The organism is Pseudomonas imperatae, assembly GCF_057128625.1.
The window spans coordinates 1-19,341 of record NZ_JBSKHP010000014.1; the positions used below are offsets into that span (position 1 = coordinate 1).

The following is a 19,341-nucleotide window of genomic DNA, read 5'->3' on the forward strand; positions in this document are numbered from 1 at the left end:
CTGCTGCCGAACAACCTGCCATTCACCGCTCTCACCTCAGATTCTATTCCCTTCTCTAGACACAAGCTGCCGAAGGCGGCGTCAGGGCACTACTTGGAGGTCACCTGCCCAAGGTCATCCCCCGAGGTGGTCTTCAGGTCATCGGTGCGCAACGCTTTCACGTCCTTCGCCGACACCTGCGACCCCTGGTTGCCCCAGCTGGTGCGGATGAAGTTCACCACGTCCGCCACTTCCTGGTCCGACAGGCGCCAGGCGTAGGACGGCATGGTGAAGTTCGACGGCGCGGTCTTGGTGGCCACCAGGGTGCCGCCCTTGAGCACGATGTGGATCAAGGACGTCGGGTCGTCGGTCTGCAGCACCGGGTTGCCGGCCAGGGCCGGGAACACGCGGGTGTAGCCCTTGCCGTCGGTGCGGTGGCAGGCGGCGCAGTTGTCGATGTACACCGAGGCACCCGGCTTGCTGTCGTCGCCCTTCCACAGCGCGTCGGCCACGGCCTTGTCGTAGACCTGCGGCTTGTCGTCGGGATTCACCGCCGGCAACGACTTCAGGTAACGGGCGATGGCGGTCAGGTCGGCGTCGCTCATGTACTGCATGCTGTGCTCGACCACGTCGCTCATGCCGCCGAACACGGCAGTACGGTCGCTGCGGCCGGTCTTGAGGAAGGCCACCAGCTCTGCTTCGCTCCAGCTGCCCAGGCCGTCCTTGTGGTCGCCGCGCAGGTTCTTGGCGATCCAGCCCTCAAGCGGCGCGGAACCTGCCAGGAACTCCTTGCCGTCGGCCGGGTTCAGGGCTTTTTCCTGCATGGTGATGGCCCGCGGGGTGTGGCAGGCGCCACAGTGGCCCAGGCCCTCGACCAGGTAGGCGCCGCGGTTGATGCTTTCATCCGCGCCCGCGGCCTTGAACGGCTCGACCTTGGGCGCGAACATGCCGCGCCAGATCGCCAGCGGCCAGCGCATGCTCAGCGGCCAGGGGATGTCGACGTCCTTGTTCTCCTGGGGTACCGGCTGCACACCCTTCATGAAGTAGGCGTACAGGGCCTGCATGTCTTCGTCGCTGACGCGGGCGTAGGACGGGTAGGGCATGGCCGGGTACAGGGTGCTGCCGCTCTTGCCGACGCCGTGGCGCACGGCCTGGTCGAAGTCTTCGTACGAATATTCGCCGATGCCGGTCTTGTCCGGGGTGATGTTGGTGGAGTAGATGGTGCCGATCGGCGTCTCCATCGGCAGGCCACCGGCGAAGGGCTTGCCGCCCTTGGCGGTGTGGCAGGCCACGCAGTCACCGGCGCGCGCCAGGTATTCACCTTTCTGCACCAGGGCCGGGTCGAACGAAGGTTCGGCTGCCCACACGGGCAGGCTGGCCAGGGCCAGGGATGCGATAAACAGTTTGCTCATGATCATCGCTCCTTAAGCCTGCACCAGCGGGCCGGGGTTCTTCAGGTACTGCTCGCGGATCGCCTTGGCCGACCAGTAGGTCAGGGCTGCCACCAGGCCAGTAGGGTTGTAGCCCAGGCCTTGTGGGAAGGCGGACGCACCCGGCACGAACACGTTGTGTACGTCCCAGCTCTGCAGGTAACGGTTGATGGCGCTGGTCTTGGGGTCGGTGCCCATGATCGCACCGCCGTTGAGGTGGGTAGTCTGGTAGGCGGCGGTGTTGAATTTCTCACCGACCTTCTTGCCCAGGATGGCGATGGACTTGGGGTTCATGGCCTTGGCGATCTTGCTCAGCTTGTCGGCCATGAACATGTTCATCTTGATGTCGTTTTCCTGCCAGTTGAAGGTCATGCGCAGCAGCGGCAGGCCGTAGGCATCCTTGTAGGTAGGGTCGAGATCGAGGTAGTTGCCACGGTAGGACTGGTGCGCGCCGTGGGCGTCCATGGACACCTGGTGGGTGTAGTACTCGGCCGTGGTCTTCTTCCAGGCGCTGCCCCAGGCCGGGGTGCCCGGCGGGTTCGAGGTGCCGGCGATAGGGCGGCTGCCGGCCTGGTTGACCCAGAACGGCGAGCCACCGACGAAGCCGTGGGGGCCGTGGTCGAAGTTGTCGGCGTTGAAGTCATCGATCGCCACGCCATTGCCGCCGGCGCCGATGAAGTTGTTGGTGTGGGTGTCCTTGTCGAAGAACGCCTTCACCGTGGCCATGTTCTGGTAGGCAAAGTTGCGGCCCACCACGCCTTCGCCGCTGATCGGGTCGTACGGCTTGCCGATGCCCGACAGCAGCATCAGGCGCACGTTGTTGAACTGGAACGCACCGAGGATCACCAGGTCCGCCGGCTGTTCCACTTCGCGGCCCTGGGCGTCGATGTAGCTGACGCCGGTGGCCAGCTTCTTGTCGTCGGTCAGGTTCACGCGCAGCACGTGGGCGTTGGTGCGCAGCTCGAACTTGGGCTCCTGGCGCAGCGCCGGGAGGATGTTCACGTTCGGCGAGGCCTTGGAATACATGTAGCAGACATAGCCGCTGCAGAAACCGCAGAAGTTGCACGGGCCCATCTGCGCGCCATAGGGGTTGGTGTACGGCCCCGAAGTGTTGGCAGACGGCAGGTTGTAGGGCTTGTAGCCCGACTCGGTGGCGGCCTTGTGGAACAGCATCGCCGACACGCCGTTCTTCTGCGCTTCCAGCGGGAACGGGTTGGAACGGTCGGGCGCGTAGGCGTTGCCGCCCTTGCCTTCACCCACCACCTGGCCCTTAACCGACCAGGCGGTGCCGGAGGTGCCGAAGACCTTTTCCGAGAAGTCGAAGAACGGCTCCAGCTCCTCGTAGGTCACGCCGAAGTCCTGGATGGTCATGTCCTTGGGGATGAAGTTCTTGCCGTAGCGCTCTTCATAGTGGCTGCGCATGCGCAACTCGATAGGGTCGACCCGGAAGTGCACGCCCGACCAGTGCAGGCCGGCACCGCCCACGCCCTTGCCCGGCAGGAACGCGCCCAGCTGGCGGTTCGGCAGGGCCACGTCGTTGACGCTGTGGCGAATGGTGACGGTTTCCTTGGAAATGTCCTGGAAGAGTTTTTTGCGCACGCTGTAGGTCAATTCATCAATGACCTGGGGATAGTTGCCGTCCGGGTAGGTGTCCTGCATCGGGCCGCGCTCCAGCGCCACCACGTTCAGGCCGGCCTCGGTCAGCTCCTTGGCCATGATTGCGCCAGTCCAGCCGAAGCCGACGATCACGGCGTCGACTTTTTTCAATACGGTCGCCATGCTCAAGCCCTCTCGCCGCGAATGGATACTGCCGGGAAGGGGTAAGCCTCGTTGCGTTCAACCCAGTCCATGAAATCGGCGCGCGCGCCGGGGAAGCCCACCAGGGTCCAGCCCACCAGGCCCTTGTTGCCGCCGTGCACCGGGTCGCTGAAGAAGCCTTCCTTGGTGTTCTGGATCAGCAGCGCGAAGAACGCCTTGGACGGCACGTCATCGAACTGGATCTCGCCGGACTCAAGCTTGGTCAGCACGCTTTCCTGGGCAGCGGTATCCAGCTGGGCGAACACCTTGCCCGCCTGCTTCTTGCACCAGGCGTCGGTGGCGGCGATGCCCAGGCGGTAGATTTCCTTGGGCACCAGCTTGAGCTGGTAGCCCATTTCCGGCGGCGCGTCGGCCACGAACGGGCCCTGCATGAACCACAACGCACCGCTGGCGTAGGCGGTGTTCATCTGGCGGTCGATGAATTCCGGCGCACCGGCTTCCAGCGCGCCCGGGCCCAGGTCGTCGGCCGGGATCAGCCGCGCCACGGCGGCGTTGACGAACGCCCACTCCTCGGCGGTGAAGTAGCTGGGCTGGTAGTCCTGCGCAGGCTTGACTGGCGCGGGCTCGGGCTTTTTCTCCGGCGCGGCCATCAGCTCGCCCACACCCATGCCCAGGCCAGTGCTGGCCACGGTCACTACGGGTATCAGGGTGAGAGTCTTGCGCAGGAAATCCCGGCGCGGGTTGTCGTGGTCTTGCTCAGACATGGGGGATCCTCATCCGATCACGGATTATTCGCAGCCTTGGGGCTGCTTTATCGTTTTGAATTGCTCATCGAGCTGCACAGGCAGGCATCGCGTTGCCCTTAGTAAAGAACATCGCGACGTTTTTTAGTTTTATCGAGTCTGGGCGGCACGCCAGGGTGTTGCTTCAGCCTACGTAGAGGCGTTTTGAGAAGCGAAAATGTAACCGGTTTCAGCCCGGTTTTACAGGGTTTTTATACGAAGTTTTTACAAACACCCAACACAGCTTTCACGCCATCGAGGCCATTCTTGCGCCCCATAAGCCCACCGCCCATCCGGATCTGCCATGTCTTTGCTGCACCGTCTGTTGTTTTGCCTGCCGCTGTCGTTGAGCCTGGCCACCACCTGCTTCGCCGGCGAGCCCAGCGTGGAAGTGGCCCCGCGCCCGGCGCAGTGGGCGCAATCGGTGGAGCCGCACTACAACCTGTACCAGATGAGCCCCACGCTGTACCGCAGCGCCCTGCCTGACGAACAGGCGGTGCCGTTGCTGGGCAAACTGCAGATCAAGACCGTGGTCAGTTTCCTCCCCGAGTCGGATGAAACCTGGCTCAAGGAGCCGCAGATCAACCGGGTGCAACTGCCGATGCGCACCGTGCACGCCGATGACGCGCAGATCATCGCGGCGTTGCGGGCCATCCAGGAGGCCCAGGCCAAGGGCCCGGTGCTGATTCATTGCAAGCACGGCATGGACCGCACCGGCCTGGTGTCGGCGATGTACCGGGTGGTGGTGCAGGGCTGGAGCAAGCAGGACGCGGTGGCCGAGATGACCCAGGGCGGGTTCGGCGACCTCAAGCGGATGAAATACGGTATCGACTACATCAACGGCGTTGACGTGGAAAGCGTGCGCAACGCCCTGGCCAGCGGGGCTTGCAGCACCAACCCCCTGGCCGCGTGCGCGGTCAAGGGGCTGTTCAAGGCGCTGATCTAAGCCTGGGGCTTCTTCAACTTGGGGTTGGGGAAGAACTGCACCGTCTGCACTTTCGGGTTGGCCACCTTCGGCGCGGCCTGGTTGACCCGCGTCCCCAGCTCGCTGGGAATCGACTGGCCCTGGGCGTTCAGCGTGTCGCTGTAGCCGCAGGCCACGCACTCGCGGTGCGGCACCTCGTCCTCGCTCCACATCATCAACTTGTCGGACTCGCTGCACGCCGGGCAGACCGCCCCGGCGATGAAGCGTTTCTTGGTCTTGATCACGGTCACTTCACTCATGCTGCCGCGTCCTCACTCAGGCCGCTATGGCGCAAGAGTGCATCAATCGACGGCTCGCGGCCGCGGAAGTCGACGAACAGCACCATCGGCTCCTGGGAACCGCCACGCGCCAGGATGGCTTCGCGGAATGCGCGGCCAGTGGCTTCGTTGAGCACGCCTTCTTCCTCGAAACGCGAGAACGCGTCCGCCGACAGCACTTCGGCCCACTTGTAGCTGTAGTAGCCCGCCGCGTAACCGCCGGCGAAGATGTGCGCGAAGCTGTTGGGGAAGCGGTTGTACGCCGGTGGGCGCATGACCGAGACCTCGTCGCGCACGCCTTCGAGCACCTGCAGCACGCCGCGGCCATCGCCGTGGGTGGCGTGCAGTTCGAAGTCGAACAGCGAGAATTCCAGCTGGCGCACCATCATCAGGCCGGACTGGAAGTTTTTCGCCGCCAGCATTTTTTCCAGCAGGTCCTGGGGCAGGGCGTCGCCGCTTTCGTAGTGACCGGAAATCAGCGCCAGGCCTTCAGGCTCCCAGCACCAGTTTTCCATGAACTGGCTTGGCAGCTCGACCGCATCCCACGCCACGCCATTGATACCCGACACGCCAGCGTGCTCGACGCGGGTCAGCAGGTGGTGCAGGCCATGGCCGAACTCGTGGAACAGGGTGGTCACTTCGTCGTGGGTCAGCAGCGCTGGCTTGCCAGCATCGGCCGGGGTGAAGTTGCACACCAGGTTAGCCACCGGGCTTTGCAGCGCGCCATCGGCGGTGCGACGGTGGTCACGGGCGCCGTCCATCCAGGCACCGCCACGCTTGTTGGCGCGGGCGTACAGGTCGAAGAAGAAGCGGCCCACGTGCTTGCCGTTTTCCTTGATCTCGAACAGGCGCACGTCCGGGTGCCAGGTGTCGAAGCCGGTCTGCTCGGCGATTTCGATGCCGTACAGGCGCTGGACGATGGCGAACAGGCCGGTCAGCACCTTGTCGATCGGGAAGTAGGCGCGCAGCGCTTCCTGGGAGACGCTGTAGCGTTGCTCACGCAGTTTTTCACCGTAGAAACCGCTGTCCCAGCTTTGCAGGTCCGGGCAGCCCTGCTCGGCGGCGTAGGCCTTGAGCTGGGCCAGGTCTTGCGCGGCGAACGGCTTGCTGCGCTTGGCCAGGTCACGCAGGAAACCCAGCACCTGGTCGCTGGACTCGGCCATCTTGGTGGCCAGGCTCAGCTCGGCGAAGCTTGCGTAACCCAGCAGCCTGGCCAGTTCCTGGCGCAGGTCGAGGATCTGTTCCATTACCGGGCCGTTGTCATTCTGGCCGGCGTTGGGGCCCTGGTCCGAGGCGCGGGTGCAGTAGGCAGCGTAGATTTCCTCGCGCAGGGCACGGTCCTGGGCGTAGGTCATCACCGCGTAGTAGCTGGGGAATTCCAGGCTGATCAGCCAGCCGTCCAGGCCCTTGGCCTTGGCGGCGGCAGCCATTTGCGCCTTGGCCGAGTCGGTCAGGCCGGCCAGGGCCGCTTCGTCAGTGACGTGCTTGGTCCAGGCCTGGGTGGCGTCCAGCAGCTGGTTGGAGAACTTGCTGCCCAGCTCCGACAGTTTGCTCTGCACTTCGGCGTAGCGCTGCTGCTGCTCTGGCGGCAGGTCGATACCCGACAGGCGGAAGTCGCGCAGCGAATGCTCGAGGATGGTTTTTTGCGCCACGTCGAAGGACGCCGCTTCCGGGCCGTTGGCCAGCGCTTCATAGGCCTTGAACAGCTCGCGGTTCTGGCCCATCTCGGTGGAGTAGGCGCTCAGGGCCGGCAGGCAGGCTTCATACGCCTGGCGCAGTTCCGGGCTGTTGCAGACTGCGTTAAGGTGGCTGACTGGGCTCCAGGCCGCGCCGAGGCGGTCGTTGAGCTCGTCCATGGCCAGTACCAGGCCGGCCCAGGTAGGCTGCTTGGCCTGGGTTTCGAGAATCTTGGCGATCGCCGCACGGTTGTCGGCCAGGATCTGTTCAATCGCCGGCTGTACGTGCTCGGCACGGATCGCCGAGAACGGTGGCAGGTCATAAGACTGCAGTAGCGGGTTGGTCGCGCTCACGGATACACACCTTGGCTGAAGAAACACCAGCCCATCTTAATTACAATCGGCGCTGACCGCAGCTATCAACGCCAGAGAAGGAGCCTATCGTGGCCATTCGCACTTTCCAGCAGCACACGCCCCAGGTGGGCGCGCGGGCGTTTGTCGACCGTTCGGCGGTTGTCATCGGCGATGTCGAAATCGGCGAGGACAGTTCGGTGTGGCCCATGACCGTGATCCGCGGCGACATGCACCGCATCCGCATCGGCGCGCGCACCAGCGTGCAGGATGCCAGCGTGCTGCACATCACCCACGCCGGGCCCTTCAACCCCGACGGCTTCCCGCTGGTCATCGGCGACGACGTGACCATCGGCCACAAGGTGATGCTGCACGGCTGCACCGTGGGCAGCCGCATCCTGATCGGCATGGGCAGCACGGTCATGGACGGCGCCGTGGTGGAAGACGAGGTCATCATCGGCGCCGGCAGCCTGGTACCACCGGGCAAGCGCCTGGAAAGTGGCTTCCTGTACGTGGGCAGCCCGGTGAAGCAGGCGCGCCCGCTGACCGACAAGGAGCGCAGCTTCTTCACCTACACCGCCGGCAACTACGTGAAACTCAAGGACCAGCACCTGGAGGCCGGCTTCGCCAGCCCCAACCCGCTGTCCACCGACTGATTCGGAAAATTCCCATGCATTATCAGAACATTCTCTTCGACCTGGACGGCACCCTCACCGACCCGCGCGAAGGCATCACCCGCTCGATCCAGTACGCCCTGGAAAAGCTCGGCATCATCGAGCCAGACCTGCGCAAGCTCGAGCACTTCATTGGCCCGCCGCTGCTGCAGGCGTTCATGCAGTTCTACGGGTTCGAGGAAGAGAAGGCCTGGCAGGCGGTGAATTTCTACCGCGAGCGCTTCAAGGTCACCGGCCTGTACGAAAACGAAGTGTTCGAGGGCGTGATCGAGCTGCTGGAAACCCTGGAGGCCCAGGGCCGCCACCTGTACGTGGCCACCTCCAAGCCGTGGGAATTTGCCCGCGAGATCGCCCGGCATTTCGATTTCGCCAAGCACTTCAAGGTGATCTACGGCAGCGAGCTGGACGGCACCCACACCAACAAGGTCGAGCTGCTGGCCCACCTGCTCAAGGAAGAGGGCCTGGACCCGGCCCAGACGCTGATGATCGGCGACCGCAAGCACGACCTGATCGGCGCCAAGGCCAACGGCCTCGACGTGGTGGCGGTGGGCTACGGCTTCGGCAGCCGCGAGGAGCTGGAGGCCGAGGCGCCGACCTATCATTTCGATACGCTGGCTGAGCTGCATCAAGCCTTCCTTACCCCGGTGTAATTGGCACTCCACTCCGGTAGGAGCCGACCTTGGTCGCGATGGGGCCACCGCCGTACGTCAGGCAGGCGAGTTTGTGGCGCCTGCATCGCGACCAAGGTCGGCTCCTACCGGGTTTGAGACAACCTTACCAGCGCCGCCTTGCGGTGATCGGCGGGCAACTTGCCCAACCGCTCCACTTCGCTGAAGAACGTCGGCCAATCGCCGTTCACCTGCCGGAACAATGCCGCGAACGCCGGCACCCACTGGTCATACAGCCCGAACGGCAGCAGCTTGGCGTTGTTCATCGGCGCGTTGACCCAGGCGTCATAGCGCTTGTCGCCGTTCCACTGGCTGTCGCGCAGCTGGCGGTAATCGGCGCGCATGCGCTCGAACGCCTGCTGCTTCGCCTGGCGCATGGCCGCCGGCGCCAGCGGCTGGGCGTACAGGGCTTTGAGGCGGTCACGGGTGTCGAGCACCAGTTGGGTGAACTGGTGGATCTGCTTCGACTGGTCGACGTTGGCCGGCGGCAGCCCCTGGTACGCCCGCCATTGCCGGGTGCCTTCCTGCTCGACGAAGGTGGCGTAGGACTCATTGAACTCGCTGTCGTCCTTCACGTAGAAGCGCTGGTGCGCCAGCTCGTGGAAGATCAGCGTGGCCAGGCGCTCGTCGCCGCGGTCCATCATGGTGTTGATGATCGGGTCATCGAACCAGCCCAGGGTGGAGTAGGCGTCCACCCCGCCAATGTACACGTCCATCCCGGCCTGCTTCTGCAGCGCCGCCTCACCCCGGGCAGCCCCCAGGCTGTAGTAGCCGCGGTAGGCCACGCAACCGGCTATCGGAAAGCAGTGGGTTTGCGGGTCCAGGGAAAATTCCTCGGTGGCAAACACGTTCCACACCACGGAACTGCGTTTCACGTCCGCGTACAGGCGGTAACTGCGGTTGTCGGGCAGGTGCAGATGGCTGCTGGCAAAATCCCGCGCTGCCTGGGACTGACGCAGCTGTGCGCGCAGCTTGGCGTCGCGCGAAGGATCGGCGATCACCCGGCTCACCGGCTCGCGCGCCCTCAAGAGTTGCACCTGGCCATCAAGCAGCTGGCCGTAATAGGTGGAGCAACCGTTCAGCAGCAAAACGGCCAACAGGGGAACCAAGCGGCGAATTTTGCGGTCGAGTGCCCCAGGGTCTGCGCGCCTTAAAAAAAGAAGATCAATCATCTGTCGGGTGAATCCTTCATTGGGACGAACCGGCCACCATTGCCATCGGGAGTATTGCCATGCGTGCCTTGTTACTTGTCTGCGGTCTGGCGGCCGTGGCCGGTTGTTCGACCTTGCCCGACCCCGACCCGCACCAGGCCTGGGTGGACCTTGCAGCCGGCTCCGACAACTCGCTGAAGGCGGTGAAGGTCGACAACCACGACTGGACCGATCCACGTTACTTCGAAGTGCAGCCAGGCGCTCATGAATTGTGGGTAACTTTTCAATTCCCCGTGGCCCCCACCAATATCGGCCCGGTGGCCCAGCCGCTGTGGCGGGACTGCAAGATGAAGCTCAGCTTCAAGGACTTCAGCGCCGGCCAGCGTTACCGGCTCGAGGCGGGCAGCCTGGGCTTCCAACCCTGGGCCAAGCTGTATGACGAACAACGCTATATGGTGGGCAAGGCGCAACCGGCGGGCTGCCAAGCGACGTAGACCGCCGCGCGGGGGTATGCTGGAGGCCTGTCCCCACCTTGGAGCCCATCATGCGCCGCGCCCTTGCTGTCGCATCATTCATTACCCTGGCCGGTTGCAGCATGACTCCCTTGCCCCCGGTCAATCCCCAACAGGCCTGGGTGGACATGACCATGCTGGGCGGCAAGGTGGTCATGGCCGAACGCCTCGATGGCGTGCGCCTCAAGGACGGCCGCTACTTCCAAGTCACCCCGGGCAGCCACGAGCTGATGGTGCGCTACGACTTCGAGATCTATTCGGGCAGCATGTTCCTGATCGATGCGGATGAGCGAACCTGCTACCTCACCCTGCGCTACGATGCATTCCAGCCCGGCCAGCGCTACCTGCTGGAAGCCCGCACGCTGGGGCTGAACCCGAGCGCGCGGCTATACGACCAGAGCAAGAAAGTGGTGGCGGAGGACAGTGCCGTGAACTGCCTGTTCTAGCGGTCGTTCTTCTGGTAGATGATTTTCTTGCTGCCGCCTTCGCACGAACCCACGATCATGTTCTTGTCGTGGACTTCTTCGTTGCTGACGATTTCGAGGGTGTAGGACGTGACGCCCTGGGCCTGGATCTTGGCTTCGATCTCGGCCTTCAGTTCTTCACAGGGCTTGGGGGCTGCCATGGCGCTGGTGGCCGCAGCACAGCAGGCGAGGGTCAATATCAGTCGCTTGATCATGATGGCATCCTTGAATTGCGGGTGGAGCCGACAGGTCGGCTCCTACATCTAGACCACAAATGCCATCACCTGTTCCAGTGCCGGCCTAGCTGACCAGCGTGGCGTCCAGGCTGATCTTGGCGCCTTTGAGCACCTTCGACACCGGGCAGCCTTCCTTGGCCTTGTTGGCCAGTTCCTGGAACTGCTCGTTGGTGGCGCCCGGCACCTTGGCTTTCAGGATCAGGTGCACGGCGGTGATCTCGAAACCTTCGCCCACCTTGTCCAGGGTGACTTCGGCGATGGTGTCGATGCGGTCGGCGGTCAGGTTGGCGCCGCCCAGGATCATCGACAGGGCCATCGAGAAACAACCCGCATGAGCCGCACCAATCAGCTCTTCCGGGTTGGTACCAGGCTGCCCCTCGAACCGGGTGTTGAAGCCATAAGGGTTGCTCTTCAGCGCGCCGCTTTCAGTGGAAATCTGGCCCTTGCCATCCTTCAAGCCGCCTTGCCAGACGGCTGATGCTGTCTTCTTCATGATGCCTCCTCGGGTTGCACGCGAAGGTTCGCGCAGGTACTGAGGTTAGGAGGGGCAGCAGGGCTTGCAAGTTCACACCGATTGACAAGATGGTATTGAAGTTTCTCAATATGCCCATACTGTTGGATAAAGGGCAGGGTGGTGTTACCCATGGCAGCGTGCACCAGCCTTCCACTCGACGCCTGAGGAAGTGCTACCCATGAAACGACTCTCCGATATCAAGTATTCCGCCCTGGACCTGGTGCCCGTGCGCGCCGACAAGGGCCCGGCGCACTCGCTGCGCAACTCGCTGGACCTGGCGCAACACCTGGAAAAATTCGGCTACCACCGCTTCTGGGTCGCCGAGCACCACAACATGGACGGCATCGCCAGCTCGGCCACCGCCGTGCTGCTGGGCTACCTGGCCGGCGGCACCTCCACCATCCGCGTCGGCAGCGGCGGGGTAATGCTGCCCAACCATGCGCCGCTGGTGATCGCCGAACAGTTCGGCACCCTGGAAAGCCTCTACCCGGGCCGCATCGACCTTGGCCTGGGCCGTGCGCCGGGCTCCGACCAGATGACCGCCCGCGCCCTGCGCCGCGAGCGCTCGGGCAGCGCCGACGATTTCCCCGATGACGTGCTGGAGCTGATGAGCTACCTGGGCCCGCGCACCCCTGAGCAAAAAGTGATCGCCGTGCCCGGCACCGGCACCCAGGTGCCGATCTGGCTGCTGGGCTCCAGCCTGTTCAGCGCCCAACTGGCCGGCATGTACGGCCTGCCGTACGCCTTCGCCTCGCACTTCGCGCCGCGCTACATGCATGAAGCGATTCGCACCTACCGCAACCACTTCAAGCCCTCGGCGGTGCTGGACAAGCCGTACGTAATGCTGGGCGTACCACTGGTGGCCGCCGACACCGACGAGCAGGCCGACTACCTGGCCACCTCGGTGTACCAGCGCATCCTTAACCTGATGCGCGGCCAGAGCCTGGTGCAGCAACCGCCGGTGGACAGCATGGAAGGGCGCTGGCTACCCCACGAGAAAGCCGCGGTCGCCGACTTCCTGGGCCTGGCCATGGTGGGCAGCCCACAGAAGATTCGCGCAAAACTGGAGGTGTTGCTGGAGCAGACCCAGGCAGATGAGTTGATCTTTACCTGCGACCTGTATGAGCATGCCGACCGGCTGCATTCCTACGAACTGCTGGCGCAGATCGCCAAGGGCTGAAAAAAAAGGCGCCTGCATCAGGCGCCGATCAGTAGCCGCTGCCGCCAGGCTGCGCTGGCCCTCTGCCTCGCTGGAAATCTCCAGCGAACGGCAAGGCCAGCGCAGCCTGACGGCAGCGGCTACAGGTTATTTTTTGTACACAATTTCCTTGCGGCCGGCCTCGCAGGTACCGACAACCTTGCCGCCGGTGCCCTTGTCGGCAATTTCCAGCGTGTAGTGGCTGACGCCCTTGGCGTCGAGCTTCGCGGCGATTTCCGATTTCAGTTCTTCACACGGCTTCCCCGCCGCCAGTGCCGAACCCGCCATGCAGAACAACCCTGCTGCCAACAAAATATTCTTCATCGGTCACATTCCCTGGTCAGATCATGAGCAGACAAGCGCCCCGGCAAGATTGCCGGAGCCCCCCAGCACTGTTTGTAGCGGAATACTGGCCGTTCGGCCAGTAAGACGCTTCCCAGAATCGTGTCAGCTGTTTGCGATGCGGAAGCCGACCTTCAGCGTGACCTGGAAATGCGCGGCCTTGTTGTTCTCGATGTGGCCGCGGGTTTCCAACACCTCGAACCACTCCAGGTGCTTGACGGTCTTGCCGGCCTCGGCCAGGGCGTTGTTGATGGCTTCCTCGATGCTGTTGGCCGAAGAACCAACCAGTTCGATCAGCTTGTAGGTGCGATGGTCAGACATGGTGAATCTCCTTTCGATAGTGGTCTTGAGCGTAGGTGGCCTTTTAGCTCTGTGCCGAATCGGGGCGCAAAAGTTCAGATGCACTGCACTTTCCTGAAGCGCCGCAGTCGGAAACTTACACACGCAACTCACCACGCAGGAGAGACACCTATGGCTACTTCACTTCGCAAAGCTTCGTTGCAAAGCATGGAAGCGGAAATCGAAAGTCTGCTCAAATCGCTGGAGAGCTTGAAGGACGATGCGTCCGACGAGTCGCGCAAAACCCTGAAAAGCCTGCGCGCCAACGCTGAAAACGCCCTGAAGCACTCGCGTCATCTGCTCAGCGACGTGTACGAAGACGTGAAGGTGAAAACCCGCGAGACCGGCGTCGCCACCCGCGACTACGCGCAGGAGCACCCCTGGACCACCGCAGGCGTGGCCATTGGCGCACTGGGCCTGCTGGCTGGCTACCTGCTGATCAAACGCGGCAACTAATCCACCTGGCGCGCCAGCTCCGCGGTGAGCCAGTGCGCCAGCTGCCGGGCGCGCCCATCATCGGCGCGCCGCGGCACCCATAGCGCCAGGCGCGCCGAGGTTTCGCTGAAGCCCCACGGCGCAGCCAGTCGCCCCGCCCGCAGGTCGTCAATCACCAGCGGTTCCGGGGCGATGGCCACCCCCAGGCCGGCCACCGCCGCCTCCAGCAAATAATACAAATGCTCGAACCCCTGGCCGTACTGCAATTGGCCGGGTGCGATGCCGTGGGCCCCCGCCCAATTGGGCCACGCCTGCGGGCGCGAAGTGGTGTGCAGCAACGGCTCACCGGCAAGCACCTGCGCAGGCGCCTCGGCCAACTTTTCGAAACGGGCAAAGCGCGGGCTCAGCACCGGGCCGATGCGTTCGTGCGCCAGTTCATACACCTGCATGTCGGCCGGCCACGGCGGCTCGGCGAACACCAGCCAGGCATCGAGGCCGGGGCGCCGCGGGTCCAGGTCGCCTTCGCCGGCGGACAGGTGCAGGCGCAGGTCCGGCAGGTCGGCGTTGAGCTTGCCCAGCCTGGGGATAAACCAGCGCGCCAGCAGGCTGCCCGAGCAGCCCAGCACGAAGGGCGCGTCGCTGGCGCCCTGGCTGATCTCGGCGCAGGCGGTGCGCAGGCGCTCGAAGGCATCGCCGCTGGCATCGCGCAGGCGCAGGCCGGCATCTGTGAGTTTCAGGCCACGGCCTTCCTTGACGAACAGGCTCACCCCCAGGTGCTCTTCCAGCACCTTCAGCTGGCGGCTGATGGCGCCGTGGGTCACGTGCAATTGTTCGGCAGCGCGGCTTACGCTGTTCAGCCGGGCAGTGGCTTCGAACGCGCGCAGGGCGTTGAGGGGGGGCAGGTCGCGGCTCATGGTATCTGTGAGTTTTCCTGACAGGTTGCAGCAATCTTATCGGTTTTTTTCGCCGGCCGCCGTGGTTACAGTAGATTCATAGCTAGCCCATCACTTTTCACCTGGAGCGACCCATGACCCAGACTAACTTGCGCAACGGCCCGGATGCCAACGGCCTGTTTGGCGCCTTCGGCGGCCGCTACGTGGCTGAAACCCTGATGCCGCTGGTGCTCGACCTGGCCCGTGAATACGAAGCCGCCAAGGCCGACCCCGAATTCCTCGAGCAGCTGGCCTACTTCCAGCGCGACTACATCGGCCGCCCGAACCCGCTGTACTTCGCCGAGCGCCTGACCGAACACTGCGGCGGCGCCAAGATCTACTTCAAGCGCGAAGAGCTGAACCACACCGGCGCGCACAAGGTAAACAACTGCATCGGCCAGGTGCTGCTGGCCAAGCGCATGGGCAAGAAACGCCTGATCGCCGAAACCGGCGCCGGCATGCACGGCGTGGCCACCGCCACCGTCGCTGCCCGCTTCGGCCTGCCTTGCGTGATCTACATGGGCGCCACCGACATCGAGCGCCAACAGGCCAACGTATTCCGCATGCGCCTGCTGGGTGCCGAGATCGTGCCGGTCACCGCTGGCACCGGTACCCTGAAAGACGCCATGAACGAAGCGCTGCGCGACTGGGTGACCAACGTCGACGACACCTTCTACCTGATCGGCACCGTCGCCGGCCCGCACCCATACCCGGCCATGGTCCGCGACTTCCAGTCGATCATCGGCAAGGAAACCCGCGAGCAACTGCACGCCAAGGAAGGGCGCCTGCCCGACAGCCTGGTGGCGTGCGTGGGCGGCGGCTCCAATGCCATGGGCCTGTTCCACCCGTTCCTGGACGACGCCAGCGTGGAAATCTACGGCGTTGAAGCCGCCGGCCACGGCGTGGACACCGACAAGCACGCGGCCAGCCTCAACGGCGGCGTGCCGGGCGTGCTGCACGGCAACCGCACCTACCTGCTGCAGGATGACGACGGCCAAATCACCGACGCCCACTCGATCTCCGCCGGCCTGGACTACCCTGGCATCGGCCCGGAACACGCCTGGTTGCACGAGATCAAGCGCGTGAACTACGTCAGCATCACCGATGACGAAGCCCTGGCCGCGTTCCACACCACCTGCCGCCTGGAAGGCATCATCCCGGCGCTGGAGACCGCCCACGCCCTGGCCGAAGCCATCAAGCGCGCGCCTACCCTGCCCAAGGATCACCTGATGGTCGTCTGCCTCTCGGGCCGTGGCGACAAAGACATGCAAACCGTGATGAGCCATATGGCCGCCGCCGAGCAGGAGAAACTGGCATGAGCCGTCTTGAACAACGCTTCGCCGATCTGAAAGCCGAGGGCCGCGCCGCCCTGGTGACCTTCGTCACTGCCGGCGACCCTGGCTACGACGCCTCCCTGGCCATCCTCAAGGGCCTGCCAGCCGCCGGCGCCGACGTGATCGAGCTGGGCATGCCGTTCACCGACCCCATGGCCGACGGCGTGGCCATCCAGCTCGCCACCCTGCGCGCCCTGGATGCCGGCCAGACCCTGAAGAAAACCCTGCAGATGGTGCGCGAGTTCCGGGTTGGCAACGACACCACGCCGATCGTGCTGATGGGCTACTACAACCCCATCCACCGCTTTGGCGTCGAGGCCTTCGTGGCCGAAGCTCGCGAAGTGGGCGTGGACGGCCTGATCATCGTCGACCTGCCACCCGAGCACGACGCCGAGCTGGCCACCCCGGCCCAGGCCGCGGGCATCGACTTCATCCGCCTGACCACGCCCACCACCGACGACGTGCGCCTGCCGCGCGTGCTGGAACGCAGCTCCGGCTTCGTCTACTACGTGTCGGTGGCCGGCGTGACCGGTGCCGGCTCTGCCACCACCGAGGCCGTCAGCAGCGCCATCGAGCGCCTGCGCCGCCACACCAGCCTGCCGATCAGCGTCGGTTTCGGCATCCGCACCCCCGAGCAGGCCGCGGCCATCGCACGCCTGGCCGACGGTGTAGTGGTGGGTTCGGCACTGGTGGACAAGATCGCCAAGGCCAGCTCGCCCGACCAGGCCGTGGGGGATGTACTTGAGCTGTGTTCGCAATTGGCCCAAGGCGTGCGTAAGGCCCGTGTCAGCTGAAGGTAAATAATTTGTTACAAAGGAATTAGTTGCTGATTTTCCGGACTAATTTCACAGACCAGAGGGAACCTGATCCGTAAGATCTGGTTCCCTTTTTTGTTGTTTGAGCAGTGAGGATTCGCTCGATGAAACTCTCCAAACCATTGATTGCCAGCCTGGGGCTTGTGCTTGTCGGCATGACATCCCTGGCCCATGCCGACCAATGGGGCCCGGGTGGCCCGGATGACCGTGGCCACTACGATCATCGCGATGACCACCGCGATGACCACCGCGACGACCATCGTGACGACCACCGCTTCGACCATGGCGGCCCGCCCCGTGATTTCGGCCCCATCCGCCAGCACGCCTTCGAACACCGCGGCTACTTCGGCCGCGCCGAGCGCCTGCCGCCAGGCGTGTTCGTCGTCCAGGGCCGCCCGTTGGCGCCCGGCTACGGTCGCCCGCTGGGCCCGCGTGAACTGGAACAACTGCCGTACTACCCAGGCTACCAATGGATCGCCTACGGCCCGGATATCGTGCTGATCCAGGATGGCACCGGTGTGGTTTACCAGGTGCTGCAAGGCGTCCTGGCCTACTGATTCATTTTTGACACACCACCGCGAGGAACGCGTATGAAACTGCCAAAATCCCTGATCGCAGGCATGGGCGTGCTGCTGGTTGGCGTCACCCCATTGCTGCAAGCTGCCCCAGGCCCGGACGACCAGCGCCAGGGCGGTGAACAGCACCAGCAACAAGGTGGCCCGCGCGGCGACGAGCATGGCGCGCCGCAACAGCAGCAACACGCTGGCGGCGGCAACCGCCCACCACAGGACTTCGGCCCTGTGCGCCAGACCATCCAGCAGCACCGCGACAGCTTCGGCCACGGCAGCCCGCTGCCACCGAACGTCCACGTGGTCAAAGGCCGTCCGCTGCCCCACGGCTACGGCAAGCGCCTGGACAGCCGCGCGCTGTCGCAGCTGCCACGCTACCCCGGCTACGAATGGCGCCGCCTGGGCAACGACGTGGTACTGATCTCGGTAGGTACCGGCGTGGTCTACGAGATCCTCGATGGTGTGTTGAACTGAAATAACACCCCCCCGTAGCAGCTGCCAAAGGCTGCGTCCTGAACACCCCGGTACACCAGACATACCGAGGCGCCAGGGACGCGGCCTGATGGCCGCTGCTACGGGATTGGGTGCATCACCCGCCGAAAATCGACAACTTCAACGGCCGCACCGCCCCCATCCAGATCGCATGATCACGGTGGTCCGCCAACTCATCCCCGCTCAGCGGGTGCATGAACACCACCAGCCCCTTGCGGTTCATCGCCAGCCACGGCAATACCTGCGCCACCACCTGCGGCCCGAACGCCAACTGGCAGCTCCAGTCCGGGTGCGGCCCCACCGGCTTCTCATGCACACGCCCCATCACCACGGGAAACAACCGCGCGGCTTCTTCGCACAGGGCGCGCGCCTGGTCGAGGGTGGAGGCGTCGAAATAGATGTGGGCGTGGTAGCCCTGGATTGGTTGCACAGTCTTTCTCCCGCTTGTGGATAACCGAAGATTATCAGTTAGTGCCTTGAGCCTGCTCAGCCATCAACCACTCCACAAACCGCCCCACCATCTCCCCCCGCCGTTTCCGTTGCGGCACCACCACGTAATACCCCAGCGCCGAACTGGCCGTTGCAGCGATGGGCCGGCACAGCAGGCCCTGTTCGATCAACGCGTCCACCAGGTGGCGCCAGCCGATGGCCACGCCCTGGCCGGCGATGGCGGCCTGGATCAGCAGGGTGTAGTTGTCGAAGCGCAGTTGGCCCGGGGCTGGGGCGCTGGGGATGTGCAGGTGGCGGAACAGGGTGGTCCAGTTGAACCAGTGGGTGGTGCTTTCGCCGCGCAGGTGCAGCAGCGGCAGGTCGAGCAGGGCTTGGGCGGGCAGGGGGGTGGTTTGCTTTTCAAGCAGGCGCGGGCTGCACACGGGGAAGACTTCTTCGGCGAACAGCCAGTGGCTGTCGCCCTGTTTGAAGCGGCCGTCGCCGAACAGCACGGCTACGTCGATGTCGCTGCGCAGCATGGCGTGGCTGCGTTCGCTGGTCACCAGGCTGACATCGACATGGGGGTGGGCCTGGTGGAAGCGGTGCAGGCGTGGCATCAGCCAGTAGGCGGCGAAGGCGAAGTCGGTGGCCACCTGCAGCACCTCGTGCTGGGGCTGGGCGGTGAGGGCGGCCAGGGCTTCGTCGATCTGGCCGAAGCCGGCCTGCACCGCATCGAATAGGCTGCGGCCAGCGTCGGTGAGTTCGATGCCGCGGTAGATGCGGTCGAACAGGCGCGTGGCCAGTTGTTCTTCCAGGCGCTTGATCTGCTGGCTGACGGCGGGCTGGGTGGTGCCCAGTTCGGCCGCGGCGGCGGTGAAGCTGCGCTGGCGGGCGGCGCATTCGAAGGCGCGCAGCAGGTCGAGGGACAGGTCGGCGAGGCTATCAAACATTAGCTGGGCTTATCCTAGGCATTGCCTGACGTGGGCTTTACCGCATGGCAGCAAGGTCGCATGCTCGGT

At 64.3% G+C, this 19,341-nt stretch carries 24 protein-coding genes; 11 read left to right on the plus strand and 13 right to left on the minus strand.

The genetic code is table 11. From position 1 onward, the window contains the following. Positions 1-89 precede the first annotated feature (89 nt). From ACWKWX_RS18250 to ACWKWX_RS18260, 3 genes are read right to left on the minus strand one after another with little or no spacing between them, the layout of a single operon-like run. Positions 90-1,391 carry a c-type cytochrome gene (locus ACWKWX_RS18250; RefSeq protein WP_483828512.1) on the minus strand — a complete coding sequence of 434 codons (1,302 nt, stop codon included), beginning with the start codon at positions 1,389-1,391 and terminating at the stop codon, positions 90-92. Positions 1,392-1,403: 12 nt separating this feature from the next. Then, complete coding sequence (locus ACWKWX_RS18255; protein ID WP_416421709.1) at positions 1,404-3,188, minus strand: GMC family oxidoreductase; 1,785 nt, start codon at positions 3,186-3,188, stop codon at positions 1,404-1,406. 2 nt (positions 3,189-3,190) lie between these two features. Then, on the minus strand, positions 3,191-3,931 hold the full coding sequence (locus ACWKWX_RS18260) for a gluconate 2-dehydrogenase subunit 3 family protein (protein WP_416421708.1): 741 nt from the start codon (positions 3,929-3,931) through the stop codon (positions 3,191-3,193). 322 nt (positions 3,932-4,253) lie between these two features. Here ACWKWX_RS18260 and ACWKWX_RS18265 point away from each other — a divergent pair, with 322 nt between their 5' ends. Beyond that, complete coding sequence (locus tag ACWKWX_RS18265; RefSeq protein ID WP_483828513.1) at positions 4,254-4,895, plus strand: phosphatase domain-containing protein; 642 nt, start codon at positions 4,254-4,256, stop codon at positions 4,893-4,895. On the opposite strand, the gene ACWKWX_RS18270 is transcribed toward ACWKWX_RS18265, so the two are convergent. Further along, on the minus strand, positions 4,892-5,173 hold the full coding sequence (locus ACWKWX_RS18270; protein WP_416421706.1) for a YheV family putative zinc ribbon protein: 282 nt from the start codon (positions 5,171-5,173) through the stop codon (positions 4,892-4,894). The genes ACWKWX_RS18265 and ACWKWX_RS18270 overlap by 4 nt on opposite strands. Further along, entirely contained in the window at positions 5,170-7,221 is a 2,052-nt protein-coding gene (gene prlC, locus ACWKWX_RS18275) for an oligopeptidase A (RefSeq protein WP_483828514.1), read from the minus strand. The genes ACWKWX_RS18270 and prlC overlap by 4 nt, the downstream gene beginning before the upstream one ends. 89 nt (positions 7,222-7,310) lie before the next feature. Here prlC and ACWKWX_RS18280 point away from each other — a divergent pair, with 89 nt between their 5' ends. Next, positions 7,311-7,874, plus strand: coding sequence for a gamma carbonic anhydrase family protein (locus tag ACWKWX_RS18280; protein ID WP_483828515.1), 564 nt, complete (start codon positions 7,311-7,313; stop codon positions 7,872-7,874). 14 nt (positions 7,875-7,888) lie between these two features. Next, complete coding sequence (locus ACWKWX_RS18285; RefSeq protein WP_483828516.1) at positions 7,889-8,542, plus strand: HAD family hydrolase; 654 nt, start codon at positions 7,889-7,891, stop codon at positions 8,540-8,542. Between the two features lie 104 nt (positions 8,543-8,646). Here ACWKWX_RS18285 and ACWKWX_RS18290 read toward each other — a convergent pair whose 3' ends face one another. Continuing rightward, positions 8,647-9,732, minus strand: a complete 1,086-nt coding sequence (locus ACWKWX_RS18290) for an aminopeptidase (protein WP_483828517.1) — start codon at positions 9,730-9,732, stop codon at positions 8,647-8,649. A 59-nt stretch (positions 9,733-9,791) separates the two neighbouring features. Here ACWKWX_RS18290 and ACWKWX_RS18295 point away from each other — a divergent pair, with 59 nt between their 5' ends. After that, the gene (locus tag ACWKWX_RS18295; protein ID WP_416421701.1) at positions 9,792-10,205 is read left to right on the plus strand and encodes a PA0061/PA0062 family lipoprotein; all 414 of its coding nucleotides are present in this window, start codon (positions 9,792-9,794) and stop codon (positions 10,203-10,205) included. Positions 10,206-10,255: 50 nt separating this feature from the next. Next, positions 10,256-10,669 (plus strand): PA0061/PA0062 family lipoprotein, encoded by a 414-nt coding sequence (locus ACWKWX_RS18300; protein ID WP_483828518.1) that lies wholly within the window; start codon positions 10,256-10,258, stop codon positions 10,667-10,669. Here the strand turns inward: ACWKWX_RS18300 and ACWKWX_RS18305 are convergent. Together ACWKWX_RS18305 and ACWKWX_RS18310 are read right to left on the minus strand one after the other, a co-directional pair. Continuing rightward, positions 10,666-10,902 (minus strand): DUF1161 domain-containing protein, encoded by a 237-nt coding sequence (locus ACWKWX_RS18305; protein ID WP_416421699.1) that lies wholly within the window; start codon positions 10,900-10,902, stop codon positions 10,666-10,668. The genes ACWKWX_RS18300 and ACWKWX_RS18305 overlap by 4 nt on opposite strands. An 85-nt stretch (positions 10,903-10,987) precedes the next feature. Continuing rightward, complete coding sequence (locus ACWKWX_RS18310) at positions 10,988-11,416, minus strand: OsmC family protein (RefSeq protein WP_416421698.1); 429 nt, start codon at positions 11,414-11,416, stop codon at positions 10,988-10,990. Positions 11,417-11,615: 199 nt separating this feature from the next. Between ACWKWX_RS18310 and ACWKWX_RS18315 the strand changes: the two genes are divergently transcribed. Beyond that, complete coding sequence (locus ACWKWX_RS18315; protein ID WP_416421697.1) at positions 11,616-12,617, plus strand: LLM class flavin-dependent oxidoreductase; 1,002 nt, start codon at positions 11,616-11,618, stop codon at positions 12,615-12,617. A 126-nt stretch (positions 12,618-12,743) separates the two neighbouring features. On the opposite strand, the gene ACWKWX_RS18320 is transcribed toward ACWKWX_RS18315, so the two are convergent. Together ACWKWX_RS18320 and ACWKWX_RS18325 are read right to left on the minus strand one after the other, a co-directional pair. Continuing rightward, positions 12,744-12,959, minus strand: coding sequence for a DUF1161 domain-containing protein (locus tag ACWKWX_RS18320; protein ID WP_416421696.1), 216 nt, complete (start codon positions 12,957-12,959; stop codon positions 12,744-12,746). Positions 12,960-13,082: 123 nt separating this feature from the next. Further along, a complete protein-coding gene (locus ACWKWX_RS18325; protein ID WP_416421695.1) occupies positions 13,083-13,298 on the minus strand; it encodes a dodecin in 216 nt (71 codons plus the stop codon). 150 nt (positions 13,299-13,448) lie between these two features. On the opposite strand from ACWKWX_RS18325, the gene ACWKWX_RS18330 reads away from it, so the two are divergent. Then, positions 13,449-13,772 carry an ElaB/YgaM/YqjD family protein gene (locus tag ACWKWX_RS18330; RefSeq protein ID WP_416421694.1) on the plus strand — a complete coding sequence of 108 codons (324 nt, stop codon included), beginning with the start codon at positions 13,449-13,451 and terminating at the stop codon, positions 13,770-13,772. Here the strand turns inward: ACWKWX_RS18330 and ACWKWX_RS18335 are convergent. Beyond that, entirely contained in the window at positions 13,769-14,665 is an 897-nt protein-coding gene (locus ACWKWX_RS18335) for a LysR family transcriptional regulator (protein ID WP_483828519.1), read from the minus strand. The genes ACWKWX_RS18330 and ACWKWX_RS18335 overlap by 4 nt on opposite strands. Positions 14,666-14,778: 113 nt before the next feature. On the opposite strand from ACWKWX_RS18335, the gene trpB reads away from it, so the two are divergent. From trpB to ACWKWX_RS18355, 4 genes are all read left to right on the plus strand, one after another. Then, entirely contained in the window at positions 14,779-16,002 is a 1,224-nt protein-coding gene (trpB, locus tag ACWKWX_RS18340; RefSeq protein ID WP_416421692.1) for a tryptophan synthase subunit beta, read from the plus strand. Further along, positions 15,999-16,811 carry a tryptophan synthase subunit alpha gene (gene trpA, locus ACWKWX_RS18345; protein WP_416421691.1) on the plus strand — a complete coding sequence of 271 codons (813 nt, stop codon included), beginning with the start codon at positions 15,999-16,001 and terminating at the stop codon, positions 16,809-16,811. Before trpB ends, trpA begins: the two co-directional genes overlap by 4 nt. Positions 16,812-16,936: 125 nt before the next feature. Beyond that, the gene (locus ACWKWX_RS18350) at positions 16,937-17,389 is read left to right on the plus strand and encodes an anti-virulence regulator CigR family protein (protein WP_483828520.1); all 453 of its coding nucleotides are present in this window, start codon (positions 16,937-16,939) and stop codon (positions 17,387-17,389) included. A gap of 33 nt (positions 17,390-17,422) precedes the next feature. Further along, entirely contained in the window at positions 17,423-17,875 is a 453-nt protein-coding gene (locus tag ACWKWX_RS18355) for an anti-virulence regulator CigR family protein (RefSeq protein WP_416421689.1), read from the plus strand. 115 nt (positions 17,876-17,990) lie between these two features. Here the strand turns inward: ACWKWX_RS18355 and ACWKWX_RS18360 are convergent, their stop codons facing one another. Further along, positions 17,991-18,323: a DOPA 4,5-dioxygenase family protein gene (locus tag ACWKWX_RS18360; protein ID WP_416421688.1), complete on the minus strand. Its 333-nt coding sequence runs from the start codon at positions 18,321-18,323 to the stop codon at positions 17,991-17,993. 34 nt (positions 18,324-18,357) lie between these two features. Beyond that, complete coding sequence (locus tag ACWKWX_RS18365) at positions 18,358-19,272, minus strand: choline sulfate utilization transcriptional regulator (protein WP_473004986.1); 915 nt, start codon at positions 19,270-19,272, stop codon at positions 18,358-18,360. Positions 19,273-19,341: the final 69 nt, after the last annotated feature.

Coding starts and splice junctions, on each gene's coding strand:
- ACWKWX_RS18250 (WP_483828512.1), bottom strand. CDS start 1,391: ATGAGCAAACTGTTTATCGCATCCCTGGCCCTGGCCAGCCTGCCCGTG.
- ACWKWX_RS18255 (WP_416421709.1), bottom strand. CDS start 3,188: ATGGCGACCGTATTGAAAAAAGTCGACGCCGTGATCGTCGGCTTCGGC.
- ACWKWX_RS18260 (WP_416421708.1), bottom strand. CDS start 3,931: ATGTCTGAGCAAGACCACGACAACCCGCGCCGGGATTTCCTGCGCAAG.
- ACWKWX_RS18265 (WP_483828513.1), top strand. CDS start 4,254: ATGTCTTTGCTGCACCGTCTGTTGTTTTGCCTGCCGCTGTCGTTGAGC.
- ACWKWX_RS18270 (WP_416421706.1), bottom strand. CDS start 5,173: ATGAGTGAAGTGACCGTGATCAAGACCAAGAAACGCTTCATCGCCGGG.
- ACWKWX_RS18285 (WP_483828516.1), top strand. CDS start 7,889: ATGCATTATCAGAACATTCTCTTCGACCTGGACGGCACCCTCACCGAC.
- ACWKWX_RS18290 (WP_483828517.1), bottom strand. CDS start 9,732: ATGATTGATCTTCTTTTTTTAAGGCGCGCAGACCCTGGGGCACTCGAC.
- ACWKWX_RS18295 (WP_416421701.1), top strand. CDS start 9,792: ATGCGTGCCTTGTTACTTGTCTGCGGTCTGGCGGCCGTGGCCGGTTGT.
- ACWKWX_RS18300 (WP_483828518.1), top strand. CDS start 10,256: ATGCGCCGCGCCCTTGCTGTCGCATCATTCATTACCCTGGCCGGTTGC.
- ACWKWX_RS18305 (WP_416421699.1), bottom strand. CDS start 10,902: ATGATCAAGCGACTGATATTGACCCTCGCCTGCTGTGCTGCGGCCACC.
- ACWKWX_RS18310 (WP_416421698.1), bottom strand. CDS start 11,416: ATGAAGAAGACAGCATCAGCCGTCTGGCAAGGCGGCTTGAAGGATGGC.
- ACWKWX_RS18315 (WP_416421697.1), top strand. CDS start 11,616: ATGAAACGACTCTCCGATATCAAGTATTCCGCCCTGGACCTGGTGCCC.
- ACWKWX_RS18320 (WP_416421696.1), bottom strand. CDS start 12,959: ATGAAGAATATTTTGTTGGCAGCAGGGTTGTTCTGCATGGCGGGTTCG.
- ACWKWX_RS18325 (WP_416421695.1), bottom strand. CDS start 13,298: ATGTCTGACCATCGCACCTACAAGCTGATCGAACTGGTTGGTTCTTCG.
- ACWKWX_RS18330 (WP_416421694.1), top strand. CDS start 13,449: ATGGCTACTTCACTTCGCAAAGCTTCGTTGCAAAGCATGGAAGCGGAA.
- ACWKWX_RS18335 (WP_483828519.1), bottom strand. CDS start 14,665: ATGAGCCGCGACCTGCCCCCCCTCAACGCCCTGCGCGCGTTCGAAGCC.
- trpB (WP_416421692.1), top strand. CDS start 14,779: ATGACCCAGACTAACTTGCGCAACGGCCCGGATGCCAACGGCCTGTTT.
- trpA (WP_416421691.1), top strand. CDS start 15,999: ATGAGCCGTCTTGAACAACGCTTCGCCGATCTGAAAGCCGAGGGCCGC.
- ACWKWX_RS18350 (WP_483828520.1), top strand. CDS start 16,937: ATGAAACTCTCCAAACCATTGATTGCCAGCCTGGGGCTTGTGCTTGTC.
- ACWKWX_RS18355 (WP_416421689.1), top strand. CDS start 17,423: ATGAAACTGCCAAAATCCCTGATCGCAGGCATGGGCGTGCTGCTGGTT.
- ACWKWX_RS18365 (WP_473004986.1), bottom strand. CDS start 19,272: ATGTTTGATAGCCTCGCCGACCTGTCCCTCGACCTGCTGCGCGCCTTC.